Annotated in this window: 25 protein-coding genes; 15 read left to right on the forward strand and 10 right to left on the reverse strand. The window is 72.7% G+C overall.

Annotated elements, in window-relative coordinates; all coding sequences use genetic code 11:
- The first annotated feature begins 277 nt into the window (after positions 1–277).
- Positions 278–3,253 (forward strand): divergent polysaccharide deacetylase family protein, encoded by a 2,976-nt coding sequence (locus DLJ49_RS09925; protein WP_115393394.1) that lies wholly within the window; start codon positions 278–280, stop codon positions 3,251–3,253.
- 6 nt (positions 3,254–3,259) lie between these two features.
- Here the strand turns inward: DLJ49_RS09925 and DLJ49_RS09930 are convergent, their stop codons facing one another.
- A complete protein-coding gene (locus DLJ49_RS09930) occupies positions 3,260–4,204 on the reverse strand; it encodes a DMT family transporter (protein ID WP_115393395.1) in 945 nt (314 codons plus the stop codon).
- A gap of 110 nt (positions 4,205–4,314) precedes the next feature.
- Between DLJ49_RS09930 and DLJ49_RS09935 the strand changes: the two genes are divergently transcribed.
- Positions 4,315–5,286 carry a DUF808 domain-containing protein gene (locus DLJ49_RS09935; protein ID WP_115393396.1) on the forward strand — a complete coding sequence of 324 codons (972 nt, stop codon included), beginning with the start codon at positions 4,315–4,317 and terminating at the stop codon, positions 5,284–5,286.
- An 11-nt stretch (positions 5,287–5,297) separates the two neighbouring features.
- Here DLJ49_RS09935 and DLJ49_RS09940 read toward each other — a convergent pair whose 3' ends face one another.
- The 5 genes from DLJ49_RS09940 to DLJ49_RS09960 all read right to left on the reverse strand — a co-directional run bounded on the left by DLJ49_RS09940 (position 5,298) and on the right by DLJ49_RS09960 (position 10,077).
- The gene (locus DLJ49_RS09940; protein ID WP_115393397.1) at positions 5,298–6,293 is read right to left on the reverse strand and encodes a hypothetical protein; all 996 of its coding nucleotides are present in this window, start codon (positions 6,291–6,293) and stop codon (positions 5,298–5,300) included.
- Positions 6,294–6,961: 668 nt separating this feature from the next.
- Entirely contained in the window at positions 6,962–8,062 is a 1,101-nt protein-coding gene (gene modC, locus DLJ49_RS09945; protein WP_115393398.1) for a molybdenum ABC transporter ATP-binding protein, read from the reverse strand.
- Complete coding sequence (gene modB, locus DLJ49_RS09950; protein WP_199533341.1) at positions 8,055–8,756, reverse strand: molybdate ABC transporter permease subunit; 702 nt, start codon at positions 8,754–8,756, stop codon at positions 8,055–8,057. Before modB ends, modC begins: the two co-directional genes overlap by 8 nt.
- Before the next feature lie 7 nt (positions 8,757–8,763).
- On the reverse strand, positions 8,764–9,534 hold the full coding sequence (gene modA, locus DLJ49_RS09955; protein WP_115393399.1) for a molybdate ABC transporter substrate-binding protein: 771 nt from the start codon (positions 9,532–9,534) through the stop codon (positions 8,764–8,766).
- Positions 9,535–9,603: 69 nt separating this feature from the next.
- Positions 9,604–10,077, reverse strand: a complete 474-nt coding sequence (locus DLJ49_RS09960) for a winged helix-turn-helix domain-containing protein (protein WP_369932511.1) — start codon at positions 10,075–10,077, stop codon at positions 9,604–9,606.
- A gap of 205 nt (positions 10,078–10,282) precedes the next feature.
- Between DLJ49_RS09960 and atpD the strand changes: the two genes are divergently transcribed.
- Genes atpD through DLJ49_RS10005 form a run of 9 tightly spaced genes read left to right on the forward strand, consistent with a single transcriptional unit; the run spans position 10,283 to position 16,877 of the window.
- Positions 10,283–11,680 carry a F0F1 ATP synthase subunit beta gene (gene atpD, locus DLJ49_RS09965; protein WP_115393401.1) on the forward strand — a complete coding sequence of 466 codons (1,398 nt, stop codon included), beginning with the start codon at positions 10,283–10,285 and terminating at the stop codon, positions 11,678–11,680.
- Complete coding sequence (locus tag DLJ49_RS09970) at positions 11,670–12,062, forward strand: F0F1 ATP synthase subunit epsilon (RefSeq protein ID WP_115393402.1); 393 nt, start codon at positions 11,670–11,672, stop codon at positions 12,060–12,062. The genes atpD and DLJ49_RS09970 overlap by 11 nt, the downstream gene beginning before the upstream one ends.
- On the forward strand, positions 12,059–12,346 hold the full coding sequence (locus tag DLJ49_RS09975; protein WP_115393403.1) for an AtpZ/AtpI family protein: 288 nt from the start codon (positions 12,059–12,061) through the stop codon (positions 12,344–12,346). The genes DLJ49_RS09970 and DLJ49_RS09975 overlap by 4 nt, the downstream gene beginning before the upstream one ends.
- Positions 12,347–12,376: 30 nt before the next feature.
- Positions 12,377–12,679, forward strand: coding sequence for an N-ATPase subunit AtpR (locus DLJ49_RS09980; RefSeq protein WP_115393404.1), 303 nt, complete (start codon positions 12,377–12,379; stop codon positions 12,677–12,679).
- Positions 12,670–13,374, forward strand: coding sequence for a F0F1 ATP synthase subunit A (locus tag DLJ49_RS09985; RefSeq protein ID WP_115393405.1), 705 nt, complete (start codon positions 12,670–12,672; stop codon positions 13,372–13,374). Before DLJ49_RS09980 ends, DLJ49_RS09985 begins: the two co-directional genes overlap by 10 nt.
- 2 nt (positions 13,375–13,376) lie before the next feature.
- Positions 13,377–13,667: a F0F1 ATP synthase subunit C gene (locus DLJ49_RS09990; RefSeq protein ID WP_115393406.1), complete on the forward strand. Its 291-nt coding sequence runs from the start codon at positions 13,377–13,379 to the stop codon at positions 13,665–13,667.
- Between the two features lie 4 nt (positions 13,668–13,671).
- Positions 13,672–14,466 carry a F0F1 ATP synthase subunit delta gene (locus tag DLJ49_RS09995; RefSeq protein WP_115393407.1) on the forward strand — a complete coding sequence of 265 codons (795 nt, stop codon included), beginning with the start codon at positions 13,672–13,674 and terminating at the stop codon, positions 14,464–14,466.
- Between the two features lie 10 nt (positions 14,467–14,476).
- Entirely contained in the window at positions 14,477–16,012 is a 1,536-nt protein-coding gene (locus tag DLJ49_RS10000) for an alternate F1F0 ATPase, F1 subunit alpha (RefSeq protein WP_115393408.1), read from the forward strand.
- Complete coding sequence (locus DLJ49_RS10005; RefSeq protein ID WP_115393409.1) at positions 15,999–16,877, forward strand: F0F1 ATP synthase subunit gamma; 879 nt, start codon at positions 15,999–16,001, stop codon at positions 16,875–16,877. The genes DLJ49_RS10000 and DLJ49_RS10005 overlap by 14 nt, the downstream gene beginning before the upstream one ends.
- 177 nt (positions 16,878–17,054) lie before the next feature.
- Here DLJ49_RS10005 and DLJ49_RS10010 read toward each other — a convergent pair whose 3' ends face one another.
- From DLJ49_RS10010 to DLJ49_RS10025, 4 genes are all read right to left on the reverse strand, one after another.
- On the reverse strand, positions 17,055–18,005 hold the full coding sequence (locus tag DLJ49_RS10010; protein WP_115393410.1) for a CheR family methyltransferase: 951 nt from the start codon (positions 18,003–18,005) through the stop codon (positions 17,055–17,057).
- A 198-nt stretch (positions 18,006–18,203) separates the two neighbouring features.
- Complete coding sequence (locus DLJ49_RS10015; protein WP_115393411.1) at positions 18,204–19,622, reverse strand: FGGY family carbohydrate kinase; 1,419 nt, start codon at positions 19,620–19,622, stop codon at positions 18,204–18,206.
- A 130-nt stretch (positions 19,623–19,752) separates the two neighbouring features.
- Entirely contained in the window at positions 19,753–20,970 is a 1,218-nt protein-coding gene (locus tag DLJ49_RS10020; RefSeq protein ID WP_115393412.1) for an NAD(P)/FAD-dependent oxidoreductase, read from the reverse strand.
- Positions 20,963–22,360, reverse strand: coding sequence for an NAD(P)/FAD-dependent oxidoreductase (locus tag DLJ49_RS10025; protein WP_115393413.1), 1,398 nt, complete (start codon positions 22,358–22,360; stop codon positions 20,963–20,965). Before DLJ49_RS10025 ends, DLJ49_RS10020 begins: the two co-directional genes overlap by 8 nt.
- Positions 22,361–22,522: 162 nt before the next feature.
- On the opposite strand from DLJ49_RS10025, the gene DLJ49_RS10030 reads away from it, so the two are divergent.
- The 4 genes from DLJ49_RS10030 (at position 22,523) to DLJ49_RS10045 (ending at position 26,288) form a co-directional block, all read left to right on the forward strand.
- A complete protein-coding gene (locus DLJ49_RS10030) occupies positions 22,523–23,278 on the forward strand; it encodes a DeoR/GlpR family DNA-binding transcription regulator (protein WP_115393489.1) in 756 nt (251 codons plus the stop codon).
- A gap of 14 nt (positions 23,279–23,292) precedes the next feature.
- Entirely contained in the window at positions 23,293–23,805 is a 513-nt protein-coding gene (locus DLJ49_RS10035; RefSeq protein WP_199533342.1) for a TRAP transporter small permease subunit, read from the forward strand.
- Positions 23,802–25,136, forward strand: coding sequence for a TRAP transporter large permease (locus DLJ49_RS10040; protein ID WP_115393414.1), 1,335 nt, complete (start codon positions 23,802–23,804; stop codon positions 25,134–25,136). Before DLJ49_RS10035 ends, DLJ49_RS10040 begins: the two co-directional genes overlap by 4 nt.
- Before the next feature lie 63 nt (positions 25,137–25,199).
- Positions 25,200–26,288 carry a twin-arginine translocation signal domain-containing protein gene (locus DLJ49_RS10045; protein ID WP_115393415.1) on the forward strand — a complete coding sequence of 363 codons (1,089 nt, stop codon included), beginning with the start codon at positions 25,200–25,202 and terminating at the stop codon, positions 26,286–26,288.
- Positions 26,289–26,379 lie beyond the last annotated feature (91 nt).

The following is a 26,379-nucleotide window of genomic DNA, read 5'->3' on the forward strand; positions in this document are numbered from 1 at the left end:
CGAAGCGCCCCCGGATGGGACGCGGCGGGCGCCGGCGAAAGGCCGCCCTCCGGGCCGCCGCAGCGCGGGAAAGGGGGTGAACCGCCCTGCGCCAGCGGCTATAGATGGACAGAGGCGCAGGGCGCGGTCAAGCGGATCGCCGGTTGAGCGGCGCGAGGCCGGATCGGGCCGGATCGGGCCGGATCGGATCTGGCCGGGTGTCCCGGGCGGCAGGGCCCGGGCCGGGGAGGACGGCGCCGGGCCGCGACACCGGCGGGCGAGCGAAGGGCAGGGGCGCATGGGCAGGTCGATCCTCGCAGGCTTCGGAGCGGGCACAGCCTTCGCCGCCGCCGTGCTCGTCGCCGTGTCGCTGGCGCTGCCGCCTCCGCCCGAGCGGGGGCCGACGCCGCGCATCGTTGCCGCGGCGCCGCCGGCCGAGCCTGCGGCCGTCGAGCCCGCGGCAGAGGCCACACCCGGCCCCTCGCAAGGCCGCACGCCCGATCCGGCGCCGCAACGGCAGGCCGACGCCGATGGCGGGCCTGACGTGGCTGCGCCGGCGCCCGGGCCGGTGCCCGGCCGGTCGGCCACCACGCCCGGCGTCACCCAAGCGGCACCCGGCGAGAGCGTGGCCGTCGATGCGCAAGCGGCCGATGCCGCCCCCGAGGTCGCCTCTGCCGCTCTGCCTTCGCCGGCGGCACCGTCGTCTGACGATGGTCTTTCCGCCGCGCCGCCCCCCGCGGCGGCGACAACGGGCGCGCCCGCAGCGTCCTCCGCCGGTCGCGTCGCCGCGGTCGAGCCTGGCGACGCGGAGGCCCGCCTGCCTTCGGCAGCCGTCGAGGAACGGGCGGGCGGGGCCGCGAGCCGCGAGGCCGGCAGACAGACGGCGACATCGGCCGAGGGTGCCCCGCCGGCGCCGGTCGTGCCCGCCGTGCCGAGGGGGCGCATCACTGCGGCCGACGCGCCCGAGGCCGAGAGAGCCGCGCGCCCCGGTGACACCACCGGTTCCGGCGCCGCGATGGAGGGCCGTACGGCCCCCGGCGACGTGGCATCCGCACCTCGGCCCGAGGGCCAGCCCGCCGAAACCTCGCCGGGTTCCACCGGAACGGACGATGCGACGGTGGCAGCGAACCGGGCCGCGCCCGACGACGCGCGCCCCGCGACTGTATCGGCGAGTGGCCCCGCACCTGTCTCCGCACCTGGCCCCGCACCGGGCCCCGCATCGCGCCCGACGGCGGGCGAGGAGGCGGGCGCCTCGGATCTGCAGCGCCGCACCGCGGCCGCAGGCCCGCCCGCCTACACCCTGTCCGGGCTGGCGCAGGAGCGGGCCGCCAGGGCCGACGGGATCGTGCAGGCCGGCCGGGCCACCGCCCGGCCCGCCAGCGCGCAGCCGGCGCGCGGGGAGAGGATCGCGGCGCTCGCCCCGGAGGCCGGCGCTGTGCCACCGGCGAAGGATCGGCCCTCCGCCCTGCCTGTGGTGCGCCGTCCGGGCGATGACGCGGCAGAGAACTCGTCGCTGCTCGCGGCGCCGCCCGAGGACGGGGGGGCACGCAGGCTCGCACCGCCGACGCGGCAGGCCGCCGGGCCACAGCGCGCCGCGCCCGCCCCGGCCCAAATGGCCGAGCGGGTCGCACCTGGCGAGCCGGGGCGGCCGCGGGGCCACGCGAGCGATCGGGGCCTCGCGAGCGATGTCGTTTCGGGTGCAGAGGTTGCGCGCCGGCTCCTGAGTGGGCCCGACCCGACCGCAGCCGTCCGGCCGATGCCGCGCCAGCCGCGCGCGCCGGGTGTGCCGCCGGGCCGTGCGCCCGGCGTCGCCGCGACGGTCGCTTCCGCGTCGCCCGGGGGCTCCATCGCGCGCCGTCTCGCCGCGGGCCCGGGCGCCGGCGCGGGGGCCGGGGGCGAGCGCGGCATCGGCCTGGTGCGCGCCGCCTACGTGCCGTCCACCGGTCCGTCGCGCCGGCTCGCGGTGGCCCGGATCCGCGCCGAGGCCGTCGCGTCTGCCGGCGGACTGCCGCGCGCCCCCGCCACGGCTGACCTCGGGGCGCCGGCACCCGAGATGCGCCGCGCGGGAGAGGCACCGGCCGTTGTCCCCGGCCCGGCCGACGTGCCGGTCGCCCGGCCGGCGGGCGAGGAACTGCCACTGCCCGATGGCTACGAGGCGATGCGCCCGACCCCCGATGCGCCCGACACGCGCCTCGCGCAGGCGCCCGTGCCGGACGGCCGCCGCGCACCTCCGGGCGACGGCGGCGCGTCCGGCGCGCGGCAGGAGGGCGAGGCCGGCCCCGATATGCCGGAGCCCGGCGCGGGCAGCGACGCCGCCCCCGCCCCTGATGCGGGGCGCGGCGAGGGCGCCGGCGCAGGCCAAGCCGCCGGCGCGGACCGAGGCGGCGACGACGCCATGCCGACCGCCGAGGCCGAGGCGGAGGACCGCGCCGCGCGGCCGAGCGTGCGCATCCTGCGCCCCGCCCCGCCACCGGACGGGGAGAGCGCCGCCCCCCGGCTGCCCGGCAGCGGCTCGATCGCGCCCATCATCGGGTCAGGGGAAGCCGCGCCGGCGGACGCCGTCGAGGGCCAAGGCACCAGTGCGGCCGTCGAGCCGGGCGCGGGCGGTGGGCTTGCCCGCAATGCCATGCCGTTCGACGCGGCAGAGGGCCGGCCACTTCTCGGGATTGTCCTGCGTCATGTCGAGGGGCTCTCGCCCTCGACCGTCGCTGCGCTCGGCCTGCCGCTGACCGTCGCGCTCGACCCCGACGCCACGAACGCCGCCGAGATCGCCGAGGCGTATCGCGCGGCGGGCCTCGAGGTGATTCTCGCCGGGCTCGGCCTGCCCGCGGGCGCCACGCCGCAGGATGTCGAGGTGACCGTCGCCGCCCGGCTCTCGGCCTTCCCCGGCGTGATCGGGGTGATGGACGCGGCCGAGGGCGGATTCGCCGGCGATACCGCGCAGGCCGCGCAGGTAGGCGGCATCCTCGCCGAGAGCGGGCACGGCCTGCTTCTGTGGGACGAGGGTCTGAACTCCGGCCTTGGCGCGGCGCGCGAGGCGGGCGCGATTGCGGGTCTCGTCTGGCGCGGCATCGACCGCGACGGCATGTCGGCCCCCGCCATCGGGCGCCGGATCGACCGGGCGGTCTTCGAGGCGGCGCGGACAGGCGCGGTCGTCGTCGTGGCCGACGGGCGCTCCGAGACGCTCGAGGCGCTCGCGACCTTCGCCGCCGAGGCCGGGCAGGCCCGCGCGGCGCCCGCCCCCGTCTCGGCCGTTCTGCTGCAGGGTGAGTGAGCTGCCTCAGGGGCGCGCCCGGCGGCGCGGCGTGGTCGCGGCCGTGACAACCGGGCCGCGCAGCCTGCGGCTGGGCGACAGGGCGATGGCGCCCACGATCAGCCCGGCAGCCACGGCCTGGGGAAGGGTGATCGCCTCGCCCATCGCCAGCCAGCCGATCGCCAGCATCGTGGGCAGCTCTGCCGCGCCCGCGGTCGCCGCGCGCGCCGCCCCGACCACGGGTGCGAAGAAGGTGTAGAGCAGTTGCGGCAGAAGCGCCGTGCCGAGCGAGATGCCGACGACGAGGGCCAGCGCGTGCCCGTCGGCCGGCACGATCCGCTCGACCGGGGTCGCTGCGACCAGCGGAAGCAGGCCCGCGACCGACCCCAGCGAGATCGCGCCCATCCGCGCCAGCACCGGCAGGGGCGGCAGCAGGTGGACGAGGCAGGCGATGGCCGCGCCGAAGGTCGCCGGCGAGAGGAAGGCCAGCGCGATCATTCCCGCCGAGGCAGGGTGAAGCGCTGCAGGCCCCGCCGCCAGGGCCGCCGCCGCCGTGACGACGCCTGCCGCGGCGAGTCCGCGCGCGCTCGGCCGCTCGCCGAACAGCAGGCGCGAGGCGAGCAGCGCGAAGACCGGGAACGTCATGTAGACCACGCCCACCGTCGCCACCGGCAGGGCCGTGAGCGCGCGCACATAGGCCACCCATCCGAGCCCGATGCCGAGGCCCACCGCCGCCCCGGCCAGCAGCAGCCGCCACTGCGCCCGCGCCCCGACCACCACCGGCAGGAAAATCAGGGCGGCCAGCGCGTAGCGCCAGAGCGCCACGGCGTGGGGGGCCATGCCCGCCTCGGTCAGACCCCGCGCGAAGAAGGGCACCGAGCCGAAGCCGACCGAGGCCAGCACGACCAGCGCCGTCGCAAGGGGCATCGAGACCGCGGGCAGCGCCGATCGGGGGGCGGAGGCATCGTCCATGCTGCGCCCCTATCACGACTCGGCGCCGCACCAAGCCCGCATTCGCGGTTTCGGCGGGGGCGGGGCCGGGCTAGGCTCCGCCCGGCGCGGATGAACGGGAGATGCAATCGATGAGCGGCCTGCTTGCCCTGCTCGACGACGTGGCGGCCATCGCCAAGGTCGCGGCAGCCTCGATCGACGACGTGACGGCCCAGGCGGTCAAGGCCGGATCGAAGGCCGCCGGAGCGGTGATCGACGACGCGGCCGTGACGCCGAAATACATGCAGGGCTTTCCCGCCGCGCGCGAGTTGCCGATCGTGCGCCGCATCGCCACCGGCTCGCTGCGCAACAAGCTGCTGATCCTGCTGCCCGCCGGCCTTGCTCTCTCGGCCTTCGCGCCGTGGGCGATCGCGCCGCTGCTGATGCTCGGGGGGGCGTATCTGTGCTTCGAGGGGGCCGAGAAGGTCGCCCACCTCTTCCATGCCCACCAGCAGACGAGGGCCGAGGTGCCCGAGACGCTCGACGCCGCGCATCTGGAGGAGAAACGGGTGCGCGGCGCGATCAAGACCGATTTCATCCTGTCGGCCGAAATCATGACCATCGCGCTCGCGGCCATTCCCGCGGGCGGGTTCCTGGCGCAGGCAGCCACGCTCGTGCTGGTGGCCGTCGGCATCACCGCGCTCGTCTACGGAGCGGTCGCGCTGATCGTGAAGGCCGACGATGTGGGGCTGGCGCTGGCGACGCGCGGCCGTCTCGGCCTCACGCGGGCCACGGGGCGCGCGATCGTCAAGGGGATGCCAGGCTTTCTGAAGGGGCTGACCGCGGTGGGCACGCTGGCGATGCTCTGGGTCGGCGGCTCGATCATCGTGCACGGCGCCGAGCAGATGGGCCTCGCCGCGCCCGCGCATGTCATCCACGGCATCGCCGAGGCGGTGGCTCATACGGTCGAGGCCGCGCAGGGCGCGGTCGCGTGGCTCGTCACGGCGCTGCTCGACGGGCTGATCGGCCTTGCCCTCGGGCTCGCGCTGATCCCGCTGGTCGACCGGGTGCTCGCCCCCATCGGCGCCCTCTTCCCCGAATGGAAGGCCGGCGCCGAGGGCTGAGCGCGCCCGCGTCAGCGCATCCAGTGGCCGGCCTTCTTCAGCCGGCGGCGGATCGCCGCCTCGGACGGGGGCAGCGCGGCTCGGTCGAACATGGCCCGCGCCCGCTCGCCTTTCTTCTGGTAGATGAACTTGCGGAAGGGGGCGTGGTTGCGCAGCGCCTTCTTGATCCACGGCGTGGCCGCCGTCTCGCGCAGCACCTCAACCACGCGGTCGCTCTCGCGGGCGAAAAGCAGCGCCATCACCCGCCAGTGGCAGGTTGCCCAGCCGTCGAGCCCGTCGAGGGCCTCTCCCGGCCGCCCGCCCCCGAGCGCATGGATCGCCAGCGGCAACGCCGCCTGATCGAGCCAGGGGTCGAGCGGCTGGGCCGCGACCTGCGGCGGCGGGTCGTCGCGGATGGCCAGCGCGATGTCGAGATAGCGACGGTGAAACGCGGCCGGGTCCGGCCCGCAGAACCACCCCGCGTTGAAATAGAGGTAGCGCTGCCACCGGTCCTCCGGCCAGCTTCTGTCGAGCGAGCTCTCGAAATCCAGGCCGAAGCGGTCGTAGAGGCTCCGCCAGATCTCGGCCCGCGACGGGCCGTAGAGGTTGGGCTGCGGCCATGTGCCCTCGCGCCGCATCGAGGCTGCGGGGCGGGCCGTGGCCACCGGCACCTCGCTCAGCGGCCCCGTGACCAGCGTGTCGCTGTCGAGAAAGAGGAACGGCGCGCCCGGCGGCAGCAGCGCCAGCGCCTCGATCTTGTTGCCGTTGGGATAAGCGGCGCCGAAATGGCGCGCCTCGAAGGGCACCACCTCGACGTGCAGCCGGTCGAGGGCCGCGTGCAGCTCGGGGTCGTCGATGCGCGTGGCGTGGCCTGCCCAGGCGCCGGCCGGCTGCGGCTCGGCCAGGATCAACCGGCCGGGAAAGGCGGGATCCTGCGCGCGGAGCGAGGCCGCCAGCAGCAGCGCCTCGTATTGCAGCCGCCCGGCCTGGGCGATCGCGAGAATGTTGAACGGCGCGGGCTCTGTCATGGGGCCTTCTTGGCCTGCCTCGAGCGCATCCTCCAGATGGAGCGTCGCACGCCGGCGGATCGACCGAACGCATGTGGCCGCCTTGTCTCGCCGGCGTGCTCCCGCGGTCGGGGGCGCAGGTCTGGCCGTGGGGCCGGCGCGTTCGGCGCGAGCGGGCGACCGTTGTCAGGGCCGCAGGGGGCTGCCATCCACCCCGCGGCAGGGGGGGCCAAGCCGTGCGCCGCCCGATCCGGCCGGCGCAGAGGCCCGAGGCGCCGCACCGTGGACATGGAAGACGATAGACCCTCGCGGCCCGAGTTCGATCTGCCGCCGAGACGCCCCGGCACCTGGCCGAAGGTGCCGCACGATCTCGAAGCGGCGTTCCGCCAGCGGTCTGAACGCAGGCATCCCACGCGACGCTCCAGATGGCCGGCACGACGCGGACGGATCGCCGCCGGATGGCGTGTGCGCACCGGCAATCGCCCTTGGGCGAAGAAAGCCAGCGTCGAGAGGGACGCGCCTGCGCTTCGAGCCACGGCGCTCGGCCGAACGGATGTCGGACCCGCGGGGCGGGCCGACCGGCTGCGGCGAGAGGGAGCGATGCGCCATATCCGCAGGAAGCTGGCGGTGGATGAGCGCGGGCAACCTTCATGTCATCGCCGACAGCGCGCTCGGTGGCTTATGCGTCGTCACTCGGCGAGATCGCGGCGTGCGCCGCCCACGTCCTGGGGCGCGACGGACACGGACTTGACGATGGCATGACAGGTCTGGCCGGGCGCGAGGCCCATGGCCGTGGCGGAGCGCCGCGTGATGCGCGCCAGAACGCGCCCCGCTTTCGTGTCGAGCGCGACGATCGCGCCCGGCCCCGCGCCGGGGCGCACGTCGTGCACGACGCCCGGCAGGATGTTGAGCGCCGAGAGGCCCTCGGGCCGCGAGCGCGACAGGATCACGTCATGGGCGGCGATCCGCACGCGAAGCGCGGCGCCAGGGGCCTGCGCGACCCGGGGCAGGAACAGGGGCACGCCCATGGCGTCGAGTTCTGTCAGCCCATCGTCGTGGTGCCGCGCGACGCGCGCCGTCAGCACGGCGCCGGCCTCGCGCGCTCCGGCCGGCAGGACAGACGGGTCGCCCAGCACCTCTGCGGCCGGGCCTTGCGCAACGACTCGGCCTGCGTCCATCGCCACGACCGTGGTCGCGAGCCGCGCGACCTCCGACGCCGAATGGCTGACATAGAGGATCGGCACCGCCACCTCGTCGCGCAGCCGCTCGAAATAGGGCAGGATCTCGGCCTTGCGCGCCTCGTCGAGCGCGGCGAGCGGCTCGTCGGCGAGGATCAGGCGCGGCGCGGACAGCAGCGCGCGTCCGATGGCCACCCGTTGCTTCTCGCCGCCCGACAGCGCGCCGGGGCGGCGGTCGAGCAGATGGCCGATGCCGAGCAGGTCGACGACGCGGCCCATGTCCTCGCGCGGGGCGTCCTTCGGCGCGAACCACGCGCCGTAGGCCAGATTCTGCCGGACGGTCAGGTGCGGAAAGAGCCGCCCCTCCTGGAAGATGTAGCCGAGCCTGCGGCGGTGCGGCCCGAGGCGGATGCCCGCTTCGGTGTCGAGCAGGGTCCAGTCGCCCGAGGCGATGCGCCCCGCGTCGGGCATGAGCAGCCCTGCGACGGCGTTGACGATCGTCGTCTTGCCCGACCCCGAGCGGCCGAACAGCACCGTTACCCCCGGGGGCGCGCGGAACGCGGCGTCGAGCGTGAAGCCCGAGAAGGCATGGCGCACCGAGACCTCAAGCATCACGCGCCCCCACCCGCGCGGCCACGCGGCGGGAAATCCATTCCGACAGAGCCAGCGCCAGCGCCGCCAGAAGTATCGAGAGGCCCGCAAGCCGGGCGGCCTGCGCCTCTCCGCCCGGTGTTTCCAGCAACAGGTCGATGGCAAGCGGGATCGTCTGCGTCTGCCCGGGAATGTTCGAGACGAAGGTGATCGTGGCGCCGAACTCGCCCATGCCCTTGGCGAATGTCAGCACGGTTCCGGCAATGATGCCCGGCACGATCATCGGCAGCGTGACCGTCAGGAAGATCCACGGCCGCGACGCCCCCAGCGTGGCGGCGGCCTGCTCTAGCTTCGGGTCAACCGCCTCGATCGACAAGCGCACGGCCCGCACCATGAACGGAAACGCCATAACCCCGGCGGCCAGCGCGGCGCCGCTCCAGCGAAAGGCGAAGACGATCCCCCAATCGGCCAGCAAGCCGCCGATCGGTCCGCGCGTTCCGAAGGTCAGGAGCAGCAGATACCCCGTCACCACCGGCGGCATTATGAGGGGCAGGTGCACGAGCACATTGAGCACCTCGCGCCCCGGAAACCGCCAGCGAGCCAGCGCATAGGCCACCAGAACGCCGAGGGGCAGACTGAAGAGGGTGGCCCACAGCGCCACGCGCAGCGACAGCCTCACCGCTTCCCATTCCGCCGGCGAAAGCCAGTCCACCATCCTGCCTCTACCCGTCCGCCAGCCCGAAACCCTCGTCCTGGAACACGGCACGCGCCTGCGGTCCGCGAAGGAACTCGAGAAAGACCGGGGTCAGCGGGTTGTCGCTTCGGGCCAAGGCGGCGGCAGGATAGACGATCGGTGGATGGGTGTCGGGCGGAAAGGTCCCGACGACGGTAACGCGGTCCTCCGCGGCGGCATCCGTGGCATAGACGATCCCGAAAGGCGCCTCGCCCGTGGCGACGAAGGCCAGTGCGGCGCGCACGTTGCGGGCCTGCGCGACCTGCGCCGCGACGCCGTCCCACAGCCCGAGGCTTTCCAGAGCGGCCCTGCCGTAGATCCCTGCCGGGACGGCATCGACCCGCGCCATGGCGAGCCGTCCGTCGCCCAGGAGGCCCGCGAGGTCCGTCTCCGGCCCGATCTCGACGGGCGCGGCGCCCGAGTCGGAGGAGATCAGCACGATGGCATTGTTCAGAAGGTCGAAGCGCGTGCCCTCCTCGACCAACCCATCCCCTTCCAGCGTGTCCATCCAGCCCGGGTTTGCCGAGATGAAGATATCCGCCGGCGCGCCCTGCTGGATCTGCCGCGCGAGCGCGGAGGATCCGGCGAGCGAGATGATCACGTCGTGCCCCGTGGCGGCCTCGAACCGCTCCTCCACCTCGGCCATGGCGGTGGTCACGCTGGCGGCGGCGAAGACCGTGATCCCGTCGGCCCCGGCCATGACAGGGTGGGCGACGGCAAGGGCGAGAGTGCCTGCACGGGCGACGGCTGGCGTGAGCATGGATGGCACTCCCGGGTGCTGATATGTTTGGCAGGACATATCGCAGCGGGCCAAACCAGCGGTCAAGCGTTATTTTTCGTCGGGAATATCCCTCAGCACCGCGCGCAGGGCCTCAAGACGCGCTGCGCCGCTTGCCGCGGCCTCTGCCTCGAAGGCGCGATACTGTGCCAGAACCTCGCGCCCCAGATCCGTCAGCACCGCCCCGCCGCCGCCGGGTCCGCCACGGGTGCTCTCGACCAGCGGCGCGCGGAACATCCCGTTCAGCGTTCCGATCAATTCCCATGCGCGCTTGTAGCTCATGCCCATCTCCCGCCCGGCCGCGGCGATCGATCCGCACCGGTCGATCCCTTCGAGAAGATCGGCCTTGCCCGGACCGATCATCTCGTCTTGTCCGAAGACGATCCGGATGCGCACACGCGGCTCGGAGGGGCGTTGTGGTCCTGACTGCATATCGGATGGTGTGACGGAAACGGCGCGTCCGATCAAGCACGCGGCCGGGTCCGGGATGCAGCGTGCCTGCGCCCGCACCTGGGGTGCCGGCATGTCGGTCGGCACCTGCGCACCGACGGCCGCCGGCCCGCATCGCCAGCCGGAAGATCAACCCGATTTACCGCGCGGCACGGAAAAGCGGCCGCTCCACCCTCCGACCGGTCGCCCGGTCGCCCGGTCGGGGCGGACTGCGCTGGATCAACGTGCGCGCCCGAGAGATTCGCCAGACTGGCGGCATGACTCGCAAGGACCGATTTCCATGAGCGATCGCGACACCCGCATCGGGCATATCGTGCGGCTGGGGGGCGGTGTCGCCGATATCCGCTTCGAGGGCGCCGTGCCGGCGATCACGAACCGCCTCGTCACCCTGACCGACCCCGAGATCGTGATCGAGGTCTCCGGCCTGCCGGGTGAGGGCCTGGCGCGCGGGCTGGTTATGAACCCGTCAGCCGAGCTGCGCATCGGTCTGGCCGTGCGCGACACCGGCGGCCCCATCGACGTGCCGGTTGGCGAGGCCGTGCTGGGCCGGATGTTCGACCTGTTCGGCCGGACCATCGACGACGGGCCGACCTTGCCCGACCTGCCCCGCCGCCCGATCCTGCGCCGGGCCCTGCCGCTGTCGGAGCGGCGCGTCGAGGGCACGATCTTCGAGACCGGGATCAAGGCGATCGACCTGCTCAGCCCGCTGGAGCGCGGCGGCAAGGCCGGGCTGTTCGGTGGGGCGGGCGTCGGCAAGACGGTGCTGATCACCGAGATGATCCACAACATGGTGGCCGAATACGACGGGGTCAGCCTGTTCTGCGGGATCGGCGAACGCTCGCGCGAGGCCGAGGAACTCTACCGCGAGATGGGCGAAGCGGGCGTTCTGGAGAGAACCGTCATGATGTTCGGCCAGATGAACGAAAGCCCCGGCGTGCGGTTCCGCGTGGGCCACGCCGCGCTGACCATGGCCGAGTATTTCCGTGACGACCTGCGCAGCAACGTGCTGGTACTGATCGACAACATTTTCCGCTTCGTCCAGGCGGGCTCGGAGGTGTCGGGCCTGCTGGGGCGCATCCCGAGCCGGGTGGGCTACCAGCCGACGCTGGGCACCGAACTGGCAGATCTGGAGGAAAGGATCTGCTCGACCGAGCGCGGCACGATGACGTCGATCCAGGCGGTCTACGTGCCGGCCGACGATTTCACCGATCCGGCCGCCACCCATACCTTCGCCCATCTGTCGGCCTCGATCGTGCTGTCGCGCAAGAAGGCGTCCGAGGGGCTTTACCCGGCGATCGACCCGCTGAAGTCGTATTCGCGGATGCTGACGCCAGGCACGGTCAGCGCGCGCCATTACCGCATCGCCAGAGACGTGCGCAACACGCTGGCGGAATACGAGGATCTCAAGGACATCATCGCCATGCTGGGCCTCGAGGAGCTGTCGGAGCAGGACCGCGCCACGGTGCGGCAGGCCCGCCAGCTGGAACGCTTCCTGACCCAGCCCTTCTTTTCCACCGAGGCGATGACCGGCTCGGCGGGTCGTTTCGTGCCGCTCGACGCGACGCTGGACAGCTGCGAGTGCATCCTGTCGGGCGACTTCGCCGGCCGCGACGAGGGCGCGTTCTACATGATCGGCTCCATCGACGAACTGGCAGAGGAGGCGCCCGATGCGGCTTGAGGTGATCACGCCGTTGGCGATCTGCGTGGATCGGCCCGTGCGGCGGATCGTGGCCGAAGCGCCGGACGGGCATTTCGGGATGTGGCCCGGCCACGTGGATTTCGTCAGCGAACTGGTCCCCGGCATCCTGCTCTACGAGACGGAGAACGGCGCGGAACGCTTCGTCGCGGTCAATTCGGGCACGCTGGTCAAGTGCGGCCCGGAGGTGCGCGTTGCCGTGCGCGGCGCGGTCGACGGCGACGACCTGGGCACGTTGCGCGCCCGGGTCGAATCCGACTTCCGCCAGCAGGACGAGGAGGAGCGCCAGAGCCGCGCCGCACTGGCCCGCCTCGAGGCGAGCATGATCCGCCGGTTCCGGGAGCTCGGGATGACGGGATCATGACCGCGGGCCGCGACGACGAGACCGGCACCATCGCGCGCAAGGCGCAGCGGATGGAGGAGGCCCGCAAGCGACGCAGCGACAGCCCCTGGTACGGTCTGGGCATGTTCGGGCTGGTCGGCTGGTCGGTGGCCGTGCCCACCGTCGCCGGCACGGCGCTCGGCATCTGGATCGACGGCCGGTGGCCGGGCGAGGTGTCGTGGACGCTGACGCTGCTGGTGGGCGGCGCGATCCTCGGCGCCCTGAACGCCTGGTACTGGGTCCAGCGCGAGGGACGGGATGACTGACGCGCGCCGGTCACGAAAGGGAGACCCGAGATGACCATCTCCTTGATCGCACTGCCCCTCGGCCTGGTCGCCGGCGCGGCCCTGGGCGCGGTCTATCTCGGCCTGCTCTGGCGGGCCGTCCGGCGACTGCCGCAGGGACGAGGCGGCGCGCGGGTTTTCGTCGGGCTCGCGCTGGCCCGGGCGGCCCTCCTGATCGGCACCTTGGCGGCGGCTGCCGCGCTCGGGGCACCGGCGGAGGGGCTGCTCGCGGGGCTCGCGGGCTTCGCCGCCGTGCGCCTCGCCGCGACGCGCCGGCTCGAAGGCCGGACGCCGGAGGGCTCGGCATGGAGATAAGCCCCGACGCCTGGGTCCTCTACGAGTGGCGCGGCCTGCAGCTCAACGCCACGATCGTCTTCACCTGGGCCGTGATGGCCTTGCTGGTCATCGGATCCCGGGCCGTCACGGCACGGCTGAGCGAGGGCGAAACCGTCTCGCGCTGGCAGGTCGCGCTCGAGGTGATCGTGTCGACGATCCGCGACCAGATCGCCGAGGTCGGCGCCGACACGCCCGGCCGCTACCTGCCTTTCATCGGCACGCTGTTTCTGTTCATCGCCACGGCGAACCTGCTGTCGGTGGTGCCGGGCTACCAGCCGCCCACCGGCTCGCTCTCGACGACCGTCGCTCTGGCGCTCTGCGTGCTGATCGCGGTGCCGCTGTTTTCCATCGGCGACCGGGGCCTCGTGGCCTACTTGCGCACCTATGTCCAGCCGACGCCGCTGATGCTGCCCTTCAACCTCGTGGCGGAGGTGTCGCGCACCATCGCGCTGGCGGTGCGGCTCTACGGCAACGTGATGAGCGGCACGGTGATCGTGGGCATCCTGATCAGCGTTGCGCCCTTCTTCTTTCCGGTCGTCATGCAGGTGCTCGGCCTGCTGACCGGCCTGATCCAGGCCTACATCTTCGCCATCCTCGCGATGGTCTACATCGGCTCGGCCAGCCGCACCCGCCACCGCGCCGACGCGCCGCCCCCTACAGATACAGGAGAGTGAGAATGGATGCCGCGACATGGATCGCCGTGATCTCGATCTTCACCGCCGGGCTGACCATCGCCATAGGCTCGATCGGCCCGGCGCTGGCCGAGGGGCGGGCCGCCAGCCAGGCGCTGCAGGCCATCGCGCAGCAGCCCGACGCCGCCAACACGATCACCCGCACGCTGTTCGTCAGCCTTGCGATGATCGAGTCGACGGCGATCTACTGCTTCGTCGTGGCGATGATCCTGATCTTCGCCAATCCCTTCGCCAATCTCGCGATGGAGGCCGCCGGCCGGGCGGGCGGGGGCTGACGCCATGCAGATCGACTGGCTGACCGTCGCGGCGCAGATCGTCAATTTCCTCGTCCTTGTCTGGCTGCTGCAGCGGTTCCTCTACCGTCCGATCACCGAGGCGATGGCGCGGCGCGAAGCGCGGATCGAGACCCGTCTGTCCGAGGCGAGGGAGGCGCGCTCCGAGGTGGAGACCGAGGCGCGGCGCCTGCGCGAGAAGCAGGACGAGCTGGAAGCCAGCCGGGACGAGATGCTGCGCGAGGCAAGGCTGGAGGCCGACGACCTGCGAGCCGCGCTCGAGAACGATCTCCGCAAGGAGATGGAGGACCGGCGCAAGACGTGGGAGCATCACCTGGAGGAGGAGCGGGATGCCGTCGCGGCCCGCCTGCGCCAGCGCGCCGGTCACCAGGTGATCGACATCGTCGGCCGCGTGCTGCGGGACTACGCGGGAACCGACATCGCGGGGCAGGTGGCGGGCACCTTCGCCGAGCGCCTTGCCGATCTCGACGCGGAGGCGCGCGAAAGACTGTCGGACGCGGCACGGCGCGCGGGCGGTCGCGCACGGGTGGAGAGCGGCGTGCCGCTCGAGCCGTCGGCGCGCAGCCGGATCACGCGCGCGATCCACGACCGGATCGCCCCCGACATCGAGGTGACCTACGGCGAAGACGACACCTTGCTGATCGGCGTGCGGCTGACCATCGGCGAGCAGACGGTGGAGTGGTCGGCCACCCGGTTTCTCGACCGTCTGGAAACGACGCTCGACGAGGTGATCGAGAGCGGCGGCGGGCCCCGATCGCGCCGCGCCCCTGTCACCGGGTAAGAGGCATCTCATGACCCTCGGCGATCTACACGAAGGCATCTTCGCCCCGCTCGAGGAGGCGCTGACGCAGGTGGAGCCGGCGCTCGAGATGGCCGAGATCGCGCGCATCGTTTCGGTCGGCAACGGCGTGGCCGACGTGGCGGGCTTCACCGACCTGCACGCCGACGAGTTGCTGATCTTCACGGGCGGCGTCATGGGGATCGCCTCGAGCATCGGCACCGATCGCGCCGGGGTCATCGTGCTGGGGGCGAGCGAGGGTCTGCGCCCTGGCGACCCGGTCCGCCGGACGGGGCGTGTCGCCGACGTGCCGGTCGGCGCGGGTCTTGTCGGGCGTGTCGTCGACGCGCTGGGCCGCCCGCTCGATGGCCCGGCCGCCATCGAGGACGCACACCGCCTGCCCATCGAGCGCCCCGCTCCCCCCATCATGCACCGCGCGCCCGTGCAGGTGCCGCTGCAGACGGGCATCAAGGCGGTCGATGCCGCCATCCCGGTCGGCCGCGGCCAGCGCGAACTGATCCTCGGCGACCGTCAGACCGGCAAGACCGCGATCGCCGTCGATGCGATTCTCAACCAGCGCGATACGGGCGTCGTGTCGATCTACTGTGCCGTCGGCCAGCGCGCCTCGGCGGTGGCGCGCGTCATCCGCAGCCTGCGCGAGGGCGGCGCGATGGAGCGCACGATCGTCGTCGTGGCCAGCGGCGAGGATGCGCCCGGCCTGCAATTCGTCGCCCCCTACGCGGCCACCTCGATGGCCGAGCACCTGATGGCGCAGGGGCGCGACGTGCTGATCGTCTACGACGACCTGACGCGCCACGCCCGCGCCTATCGCGAGCTGTCGCTGCTGCTGCGCCGTCCGCCGGGGCGCGAGGCCTATCCCGGCGACATCTTCTACATCCACTCGCGCCTTCTGGAGCGCGCGACGCAACTGCGCGAGGACCACGGCGGCGGCTCGCTCACCGCGCTGCCGGTGGTCGAGACGCAGGCCCAGAACATCGCGGCCTATATCCCGACCAACCTCATCTCGATCACCGACGGGCAGATCTACCTCTCGCCGCGGCTGTTCGAGAAGGGCCATCTGCCCGCCATCGACATCGGCACCTCGGTCAGCCGCGTGGGCGGCAAGGTGCAGCTGCCCGCCTTCCGCGCGGTGGCCGGCAGCCTGCGGCTGATGTATGCGCAGTTCGAGGAGCTGGAGACCTTCGCCCGCTTCGGCACCCAGCTCGATGCCGAGACGCGCCGCAAGCTGACGCGCGGCCTGCGCGTGCGGGAGGTGCTGAAGCAGCGCGAGCACGATCACATCCCGGTGCCCGAACAGATCGCGGCGTTGCTTGCGGCGACCGAGGGCCTGTTCGACGATCTCGCCCCCGACGACGTGGCCGAGGCCGAGGCGACCGTCCGCCGGGTCGTCCGGGAAGAGGCCCCCGAGATCTGCGCCGGCATCGCGGGCGGAGACAGGCTGGAGGAGGCCGACCGGGAGGCGCTGCTTCGCGTGATGCGTGCCGCCTTGTCCGACCCGAAGGCGGAGGCCGGCGATGGAGACGCTTGAAAGCCTGTCGGACGCGCTTGAGACGACCGGCGACATCCAGTCGATCGTGCGCACGATGAAGGCGCTCTCGTCCGTCAGCATCCGGCAATACGAACGGGCCGAGGAGGCGATGGCCTCCTATGCCCGCACCGTCGAGCTGGGCCTGATGGCCGGGTTGCGCAGCCATGGCGCTGCGGGCCTGATCCTGCCCGGGGCGGGCGGCGGCTCCGGGCGCGCGGCGCTGATCGTGATCGGCTCGGATCGCGGCCTGTGCGGCGGTTACAACGACAGGATCACCCGGTTCGCCCTCTCCCGGATGAGTGACGGGCCGATGCTGCTCGGCGTGGCCGGGATGCGCGCGGCAGCCCGGCTCGAGGCGGCGGGCCGGCCGGCGGACGTGCTGCGCACGCTTCCGGGCTCTGTCGAGGGGCTGTCCCGTCTCGTGCAATCCCTGATCGTCGAGGTCGACCGCTGGACACGGGTCGAGGGCGTCGGCGAGGTCTGGCTGGTGCACAACCGCCGCGAGGGGAGGGTCGCGGCCAAGCCGCAGGCGCACCGGCTTCTGCCGCTTCCGGGCAGCTACCTTCGCAAGCTGGCGCAGGCCGACTGGCCGGGGCGCTCGCTGCCGCTGATCCGCACTGAGCGCCGGCAGATGATGTCGTGGCTGGTGCAGCAACGGCTGTTCGTCGTGATCTACCGCGCCCTCGCCGAGGCGATGGCCAGCGAGCACGCCTCGCGGCTCGCGGCGATGCAGGCGGCGGAGCGCAACATCGAGGAACGGCGCGACGACCTGCAGCAGCTCTACCGCCAGCGCCGACAGGAGACGATCACGCGGGAATTGCTGGACGTGGTCTCGGGCTTCGAGGCTGTCCGGTCGGCCGACTGACGGAGGATTTCGGACAGCCCGAGAGCGTGCCGAACGTTCCCGCGCGCCCCTCCGGGCTCTGCAGCGCCTCGCCGGGGACGCTCGACCCCGGCGTGCCTGCCCGGTCATGCCGCCGCAATCCCCCCTTGGCACCATGGGATCCGGCCCGCTGTCAGGCTGTCCGGCGCGGCATCCCGGTCAAATTCCGGCGTCTCCGCGTGTCGGCGTTTCTGCATCATGCAGGGGGGCACGATACACGGTCGCGTAGCGGCGCACCGGGTCGCGCCGGAGGGGCAGGTAGGGCTCGGCCCCCCACGGCACCCGCCACCAGTGCGGCGGCGTGTGAGCCCGGCCCTCTTGATGGATGCGGCGCACGTCCTGCGCGAAGGGCGCAAGGCCGGCCTCTGCCGTCAGCCGCGCCCGCAGATCGAGGTTCATCCCCGCCACCATCAGCGCGGCACGGGGCGCCAGCAGTACGGTGAGCGCGGCGAAGGCGCGCTCGGCGGCCGGCTCGGGCAGGTGGAACAGCACGTTCTGCGCCACGACCAGCGGGGCCGGCCCGAAGCGGGCGCGCAGGCGTTCCGCGTCGAGCAGGTCGGCCTGCTCGACCTCGACACGGGCGCGGATCTCGGGCCGGACGACGAACTCCGCCCCCTGCTCGATGAACGTGTCGCTCAGGAAGGCGCGGGTCATGAACGGCCCGTGCAGGACCTCGGCGGCGCTGTAGCGCGCGGCGCGCGCGCGGGCCACCATCTCGGGGTGCAGGTCGGAGGCGCGGATGCGAAAGTCGAGCTCCGGCCGGTGCCGGTGGAGCCATGACGCGATCGTGTAGGCCTCTGCGCCGTTGGAGCAGGCGACAAGCACGATGTCCAGCCGGTCGTCGCCCGCCCCGCCGGGGCGCAGGAAGTCGATCACCGGGCCGGCGAGCAGGCGCAGCTGCGCGGGCGAGCGCAGGAAGGCGGTGTAGGTGTGCCGGTCGGTGTGCCGGCAGCGCCGCAGCAGCAGCCGGTGGCGCAGGAGCGCGTAGGGCAGGAGCGGCCCGTCGTAGAGCGTGCGCAGGGCGCGCTCGCCAAGGCCGGCGGCCGGCGCCCGATCACCGTCGGTGACGGGCCGCGCCACGTAATCGGCATAGTCGAGTGTTTCGGTCATGCGTCCCTCGCGCCAGGCGGACCCTGCGATTAGCGCACCGTGCCCCGCTGCCCTAGCGTCCGGTGTGGTGCGGCGCGTTCCGGCCGTCCTCCGGCGCGGAAGCGGAAACGGTCACGCCGCCGTCACGGCATCGTCAATGAAACGAACCCGCGCGCCGAGGCCCCGATTCGCCATGCGGGCGCCTCCGAGACCCGCATCTCAGCGCCGGCCCGCCCCGCCGTATTCCTGCGCGAGGCGGCGGGCCTCGGCGAAGCGGTCGGACCAGTCGGGCGGTTGCCGTCGTGGCGCGACCGTCCGGCCCGCGCGGCGAGGCGACAGCGCCAGGCCCGCGCCCGCCGCCGCGAGATCGGCCGCGCCGAGGGCGGTCAGTTCGGGCTCGTCAGACACGGTCACCGGCATGCCCAGCGTGTCGGCAAGGAAAGTGCAGAACCACGGATTGCGCGTCATGCCCCCGTCGACCGAGACGGGGCCGGCGAGCGGCTGCACCTGTTCGATGGCGCCCAGAACCTCGGCCGCGCGGAAGGCGACGCCCTCGAGCACGGCCTGCGCCAGGTCGCGCGGCCCGGTGTCGAGGGTCATGCCCAGCCACGCGCCCTTGGCCGCCCTGTCCCAGTGCGGACAGCCGAGACCCGCGAGCGCGGGCACGAAGGACAGCCCGCGCGAGATGGCGGGCGGCGCCTCGAAGGTGGAAATCTCGGCGAAGTCGGAGAAGAGGCCGAGCCCCCGCGCCCAGTTCACCGCGGCGGCGGCGGCATAGACCCCGCCTTCGAGCGCGTAGGCGGGCGGGGCGCCGCGCTCCGCCCAGGCCACGGTCGGCAGCGGGCCATGCCCGGCCTCGGGGGGCGTGGCGCCGCCCGTGGCCAGCACGAAGGCGCCGGTGCCGAAGGTGATCTTGGCCGCGCCGGGGGCCGTGCAGCCATGCCCGCGCAGAGCCGCCTGCTGATCGACGACCGAGGCGGTCAGCGGCAGCCCGCCTGTCTGGCCGAGGTCGCCCGTGGTCGGCACGATGGCGGGCAGCGCCTCGACCGGCACGCCGAACAGGGCGCAGAGCTCGTCGTCCCATGCGCAGGTGGCGAGGTTCATCAGCGAGGTGCGCGAGGCGGTCGTCGGGTCGGTCTCGCAGCGCCCGGTCAGGCGGTGGCGGAAGAAGGCGTCGGTCGTGCCCAGGCGCAGGCGGCCCGATCGTGCCAGCGCCCGCGCCTCGGGCACTTCGCACAGGATCCAGCCCAGCTTCGAGGCCGAGAAGTACGGGTCGAGCGGCAGGCCCGCGCGGGCGAGCGTCACCGCCTCGGCCCCCTCGGCGCGCAGCCGCTCGGTCTCGGGGGTCGTCCGCTCGTCCTGCCAGACGATGACGGGGGTGATCGCGCGTCCGGTCTCGGCGTCCCAGCCGAGGCAACTCTCGCCCTGGTTGGCGAGGCCGACGGCGCTGGCGCCGGGCGCGGCGTCGAGGCAGGCCGCGAGGTTGGCGATCAGTTCCTCGGGGTCGTGCTCGACCCGGCCGGGGCCGGGATAGGATTGGCGGTGCGCGGCGGCATGGGCGATGCGCACCGTGCCGTCCTCGCCCACGATCACGGCGCGAGTGCTGGTCGTGCCCTGGTCGAGCGCCAGAATGGTCATCGCCGGGCCTCCGCGGGCAGGCCCGGCCGTGCCCCAGGGGGCGCGGGCCGATGCCGGCCCGACAGCGCCGACGCGCGCCGACCAGGCCCCGGCCGCTGGCCCGCCCTGGCGAGACGGCGCGCGGGTGCGGTCATGGCGCGGCCACCAGCCTGACTTCCGGCAATCCCGTGCCGGCGGGCAGGGGCAGGAGCATCCGCCGCTCCGGCAGGGCGCGCAGGGCGCGGGCGGCGGTCTCGTGCCCGTCGACCGACAGCGACAGCCGCCCAGAGGCGGCCCGGGCCGCGCGCACTTGCAGCGTGCCGAGCGCGGGCGAGCCGCCCCCGGCGATGCGCTGCGGCACGACCCAGGCGAGCGCGCCCGCGCGGGCGACGCGCCGGGCGGCGGGCGGCGGCAACTCGCCCGCAAGCGCGCGGGCCATGGCGCGGGCCACGGCGCGGCCCTCGGCCCAGCACCAGCCCGCCGTCTCGACAGGGCGCAGCAGGTTGCCGGCGGCGAAGATCGCCGGATCGGAGGTGCGGCCGAACTCGTCGACCTCCGGCCCCCCCGTCGCCGGGTCGTAGGTCAGCCCGCCCTCGCGCGACAGCGTGGCCTCGGGCCGGAAGCGGCCGGTCACGATCACGCCGTCCGCCGCGAGCCGCCGCTCGGCGCCGCCCGAGCGCAGCACCACCGCCTCGACCCGCTCTCGGCCCTCGATCGCGGCAAGCTCGGTGCCGAGATGCAGGGGGATGCCGAGAAGGCGCGGCAGCAGGCCCGCCGGGTGCCGGGCGGTGATGCGCGCCCCCGGCTCGACCATCGCCACGGGGCGGATGCCGGCGTGGCGACAGGTAAGGATCGCGGAGAAGGCGACGAGCTCGGTGCCGAGGATCACGGGGCGCCGGAAGGGGCGCAGCCCCGCGCCATAGACGAGGCCCTGCAGGCCGCCGGTGGTGAGCACGCCGCCCGGCTTGGTGCCGCCGATCATCCGGCCCGCCCGCGTCGTCTCGCGGATGCCGGTCGTCAGCAGGACGAGCCGCGCGGCGATCTCCCCCGTGCCGGCCTCGGACGTGACCGTCAGGCGCGGCCCGTCGCTCAGGGCGGTGACGCTGACGCCGGTGGCCAGCTGCGCGCCCGCCGCCTCCGCCCGTGCCACCAGCGCCCGTGCATAGCCGGGGCCGAGCATCGGCCGGCCGAACTCGCGCAGGCCGTAGGGCGAGTGGCCGCAGTGGCGCGGCACGCCTCCCGCCTCGGCCTCGCGCTCGATCACCAGCACCCGGCCCGCGCGCAGGCGGCGAAGTTCGGTCGCGGCGGCCAGCCCCGCCGGGCCGCCGCCGACGATGGCCACGTCGACCTTCGACGGCAGGTCAGCCATTGCCGGCCATCGGCGTGTCGAAGGCCCCCGCCGTCATGCGCGCCAGCGGCCCCGAGCAGTGGAAGCCCTGGCAACGCCCCATCGTCACCCGCGTGCGCCGCTTCAGCCCGGCGAGGCTGCGGGCGGGCAGGGGGCCCGACAGCGCCGCCTCGATCTCGCGCCGCGTCACCTGCTCGCAATGGCAGACGATCCCGCCGTTGCCGGCGCTCTCGTGGTCGCGCGGGGCGGCGACGGAGATGTTGCGCATCCGTGGCCAGGCCACCTCGTTCGGCGCCTGCCAGCCATGCCCCGCCTCTTCGGCCAGCCGCAGCACGTGCGCGGCGATGCCGAGCGCGGCGCTCAGACCCGTCGAGCGGATGCCCCCGACGGTGACGTAGCTGCCGCCCTCGTGCACCTTGATGCGGTAATCCTTTTCCTCCGTCGCGGGCCGCAGGCCGGCATAGACGGCCGTCACGTCATGCCCGGCGAGGGCGGGCAGGATCTCTTCCCCTTTCGCGCGCAGGGCGTCGAGCGTGGCATGGTCGAGGGGGGCGGTGGCACGGTCCTCCTGCTCTTCGGCGGTGGGTCCGACCAGCAGGTTGCCCCAGGCGGTGCGGCAGACGACGATCCCCTTGGTCAAGGCGGTCGGCACCGGCAGCAGGATGTGGCCCGCGAGCGCCGCCGCCGGCTTGTCGTAGACCACGAACTGGCCCCTGCGCGGACGGATGGTGAAGTCGCGCCGGCCGATCAGCGCCTCGTCGAGAAGGTCGCCGTAAAGCCCCGCGGCGTTGATCACCAGCCGCGCCGAGACGTCCCCGCGCGTCGTGTCGAGCCGCCACAGGTCGCCCTCCCGCGTCCCGCCCTGCACCGCGCAGCCGCGCAACACCTCGGCGCCGTGCGCCATCGCCTGCGTGAGGTAGGCGAGCGGCGCCGACCACGGGTCGATCAGCCCCTCGCGCGGCACCCGAAAGCTCGCGCGGAGCGAGGGCGCGAGATTGGGCTCGAGCGCCAGCGTCTCGTCGCGGGTGAGGGGGGCGACGTCGCTCACCCCGTTGGCGCGGGCCTGCTCCATCAGCGACGGCAGCGCCGCCTCCTGCTCGTCGGACCAGGCGACGACAAGGGCGCCCGAGCGGATCAGCGGCAGGCCGAGGCGCGCGTGGATTTCCTCGTATTCCCGGTAGCCCTCGGCGATGCAGGCCGCCTCGAGCGACCCCGGCGGCGCGTCGAAGCCGGTGTGCAGGATGGCGCTGTTGCCCTTCGAGGCGCCGTCGAGGATGTCGGGCGCCTTTTCCATCAGCACGACCGCGGCGCCGGCGAGCGCGAAGCGCCGGGCGAGCGCGCAGCCGACGACGCCGCCGCCGACGATCGCCACGTCGAAGGGGCCGCGCGGCGGGGCGGGCTCGCTGGGCATGGCTCGACCTCCTCTCGGGCTGGGTCATCCGATAGATGGCACGCGCTGCCCGTTCCGTCAAACTCGGCGCAGCAATGATGCCGAAACGGGCAATCCGAGAACGGAATGGGCGTTGACACGGGCACCCGTGCCGGGCTTCGTTGGGCGCCACAGGGGGTGAGCGTGAAACCGCGGGACAGGCAGGACAGGATACTCCAGATCGTCCGGCAGGACGGCGCCGCCTCGGTCGAGGCGCTGGCCGAGGCTTTTTCGGTATCGGTCGAGACGGTCCGGCGCGACCTGCACGACCTCGCCTCGACCGGCGCGCTGCACAAGGTGCGCGGTGGCGCGCGGCGCATCCGGCTCGCCACCGAGGGCAGCTTCGAGGAGCGGCAGATGGAGCAGGCCGGGGCGAAAGCCGCCATCGCCCGCGCGCTGGCCGCCGCAATCGCCCCCGGCGACACGATCTTTCTCGATACCGGCACCACAACGCTCGCCTGCGCCGAGGAGCTGTCGCAGCTCGACGGGCTGACCGTCATCACCAATTCGGTCCGCATCGCGCAGCGGCTCGGCGCATCGGGGGGCGTGCGGGTCTTCGTGCTCGGCGGTGCGTGGTCGGCCGACAATGCCGAGACGGTCGGCCCGATGGCCATCGAGCAGATCGGCCGCTTTCAGGCCGACCACGCGGTGCTGGGCGTCGCCGCGATCGACGCCGAGGCGGGCGCGATGGACGCCGATTTCGACGAGGCCCAGATCGCCCATGCCATGATCGGCCATTCCCGCCACGTCATCGTGCTGGCGCATGCCGAAAAGCACGGGCGGCGCGCGGCCTTCCGCGTCTGCCGACTTGACGAGATCGACGTGCTGGTCTCCGATCAACGGCCGGAGGGGCACCTCGCCGCCGCGTTGGAGCGCGCGCGCGTCGAGGTCAGGTGCTGAGGGGCGGGCGGGGCGTGAAACAGGCAATCGCGACATACGTGCGGGTCGTCGACCGCTTGTCCGACTGGGTCGGCATCGTCGCCATGTACCTGATCTTCCTGATGATCGGCATCCTGCTGATGGATGCCGTCACGCGCAACGTCATCGACATCCCCGTGCACTGGGCCATCGAGGCCGCGCAGTTCACGCTGACCGCCTATTACTTCATGGGCGGGGCGGTGACGCTGAAGAACGACAATCACGTCCGGATGGATCTCTTCTACGAGAGCCTGTCGAGGCGCGGAAAGGCGCGGATGGACCTGATCACGATGGTCTGCCTCGCCTTCTACCTGTCGGTGCTGCTGTTCGGCTCGATCTCGTCGCTGAACTACGCCATCGAGACGGGCGAGCGGCGGTTCTCGATGTGGAACCCCTCGATGATCCCGATCAAGTCGCTGATGGTGGCCTGCATCGTGCTGATGCTGCTCCAGACCGTCTCGCTGGTGTTCAAGCACTGGGCGACCCTGCGCGAGGAGGCGCCCGCGTGACCAACGAGGCGACCGCGCTCCTGATGTTCGCCTCGATGATGGTGCTGCTGCTCACCGGGCAGCGGGTGTTCGCCGCCATCGGCTTCGTCGCCTCCGGCATGGTGCTGATGCTCTACGGCACGGGCGGCATCGAGATTCCGTTCAGCCAGGCCTTCAAGCTGTTCAACTGGTTCCCGATGCTGACGCTGCCCCTGTTCATCTACATGGGCTACATCCTCAGCGAGAGCGGCATCGCCGAAGACCTCTACCGCATGCTCCACGTCTGGTTCGGGCGCATGGCGGGCGGGCTCGCCATCGGGACGATCCTGCTCATGGTCATCATCTCGGCGATGAACGGGCTGTCGGTCGCCGGCATGGCCATCGGCGCCACCATCGCCCTGCCCGAGATGCTGCGCCGGGGCTACGACAAGATCCTGATAACGGGGGTGGTGCAGGGCGGCTCTTCGCTCGGCATCCTCGTGCCGCCCTCGGTGGTGCTCGTGCTCTACGGCATGATCGCGCGCGAGCCCGTCAGCCAGCTGTGGCTGGCCGGCGTTTTCCCCGGCCTGCTGATGGCGACGATGTTCGGCATCTACATCTACGTGCGCTGCCGCCTGCAGCCCCACCTCGCCCCCACCGTCTCGGACGCCGATCTGAACATGCCGCTGGGCGAGAAGCTCAAGCTCCTGCGCGCGGGCATCCTGCCGTTCCTGATCTTCTTCACCATGACGGGCCTGTTCGTCATGGGGATCACCAGCCTCGTCGAGAGCTCGGCGGTGGGCGCCACGGCCGCCACGCTCGCCGCCATCGCCAAGGGGCGGATGAGCTTTCGCCTGCTGCACGAGACGGCGAAGAAGACGCTGGCCATCTCGTGCATGTTCCTGTGGCTGATCCTCGCGGCGCTCGCCTTCGGCGCGGTGTTCGACGGCCTGGGCGCAGTGCGCGCCATCGAGGACCTGTTCATCAACAACTGGGAGCTGACGCCCTGGCAGGTGATCGTCATGATGCAGCTCAGCTTCATCGTGATGGGGATGTTCCTCGACGACACCGCGATGCTGGTGATCGTCGCGCCGCTCTACGTGCCGCTGGTGCGCCTGCTCGACCTCGGTTTCGACAACACGCTGATCTGGTTCGGCATCCTCTACACGATGACCTGCCAGATCGCCTACATCACGCCGCCCTTCGGCTATAACCTGTTCCTGATGCGCTCGCTCGCTCCGCCCGAGATCCGCCTGCTCGACATCTACCGTTCGATCTGGCCCTTCGTGCTGATGATGGCGGCGACGATCGCGCTGGTCATGATCTTTCCGCCGATCGCGCTCTGGCTGCCCCAGACCGTGAACGTGCGATGAGATGTCGAGCGACCCCAGAACGGCCCGCCAAGAGGCCGGCCCCATCAGCAGAGGAGTGACGTGATGTCCGACCCCAAGACCCAATCCCCCTCCGAGCGTATCCTCGCCACGCGGCGGAGCTTTCTGAAGAAGGCCGGCCTCGGCGCCGGCGCGGCCGCCGCCGGCACGCTGGCCGCGCCCGCCATCGTCAAGGCGCAGGCCCCGATCCGCTGGCGCCTGCAGACCTATTCGGGCGCCCCGCTCGGCGCGCACGTCATCAAGCCGCAGGTCGACGCGTTCAATGCCGCGGCCAACGGCGAGATGGAGATCGAGCTCTACTACGCCGACCAGCTCGTGCCGACGGGCGAGCTGTTCCGCGCGCTTCAGAACGGCACGCTCGACGCCGTGCAGTCGGACGAGGCGACGATGGCCTCGCCGGTCGACATCTCGGTGTTCGGCGGCTACTTCCCCTTCGCCACGCGCTACAGCCTCGATGTGGCGTCGATGTTCATGTATTACGGCCTCGACGAGATCTGGAACGAGGCCTATTCCGAGGTCGAGAACGTCACGTGGCTGTCGACCGGCGCGTGGGATCCGCTCCACGTCTTCACCGTCGACAAGCCGATCCGCTCGCTCGAGGACATGCGCGGCCTGCGGGTGTTCGGCGTGCCGACGGCGGGCCGCTTCCTCAGCCGCTACGGCCTGATCCCCGTGACCGTGCCGTGGGACGACGTGGAAGTGGCGATGCGCACCGGCGAGCTCGACGGCGTGGCCTGGTGCGGCTTCACCGAGGCCTACGAGGTCGGCTGGGCAGACGTGTGCAATTACGCCCTGACCAACTCGGTCACCGGCGCGTGGTTCGGCTCCTACTTCGCCAACACGGAAAGCTGGAACGCCGTGCCGCCGCACCTGCAGCAGCTCTACCGCACCACGATCGACCAGTCACACTACTACCGAGCCGTCTGGTACTGGGGCGGCGAGGCGCAGCTGCGCACCCAGGGCGAGAAGATGGAGCTGACCTCGATCCCGGCCGAGGAATGGGCGCAGGTCGTGCGCGACGCCTCCGAGTTCTGGGACGAGATCGCCGCCTCGTCGGATCGCGCCGGCCGCGTGGTGCAGATCTTCAAGGACTATGCCGCCGCGCAGGAGGCCGCAGGCTACCCCTACCGCTGAGCCTCGGCTCCGGCAGAGCATGGGGCGGGGCGCCATGCGCGCTCCGCCCTTCCGCGTGACAGAGGCCGCGCGACGCGGCGATACCGAAAGA

The organism is Rhodovulum sp. 12E13 (genome assembly GCF_003340565.1).
Classification (GTDB): Bacteria; Pseudomonadota; Alphaproteobacteria; order Rhodobacterales; family Rhodobacteraceae; genus HLUCCA09.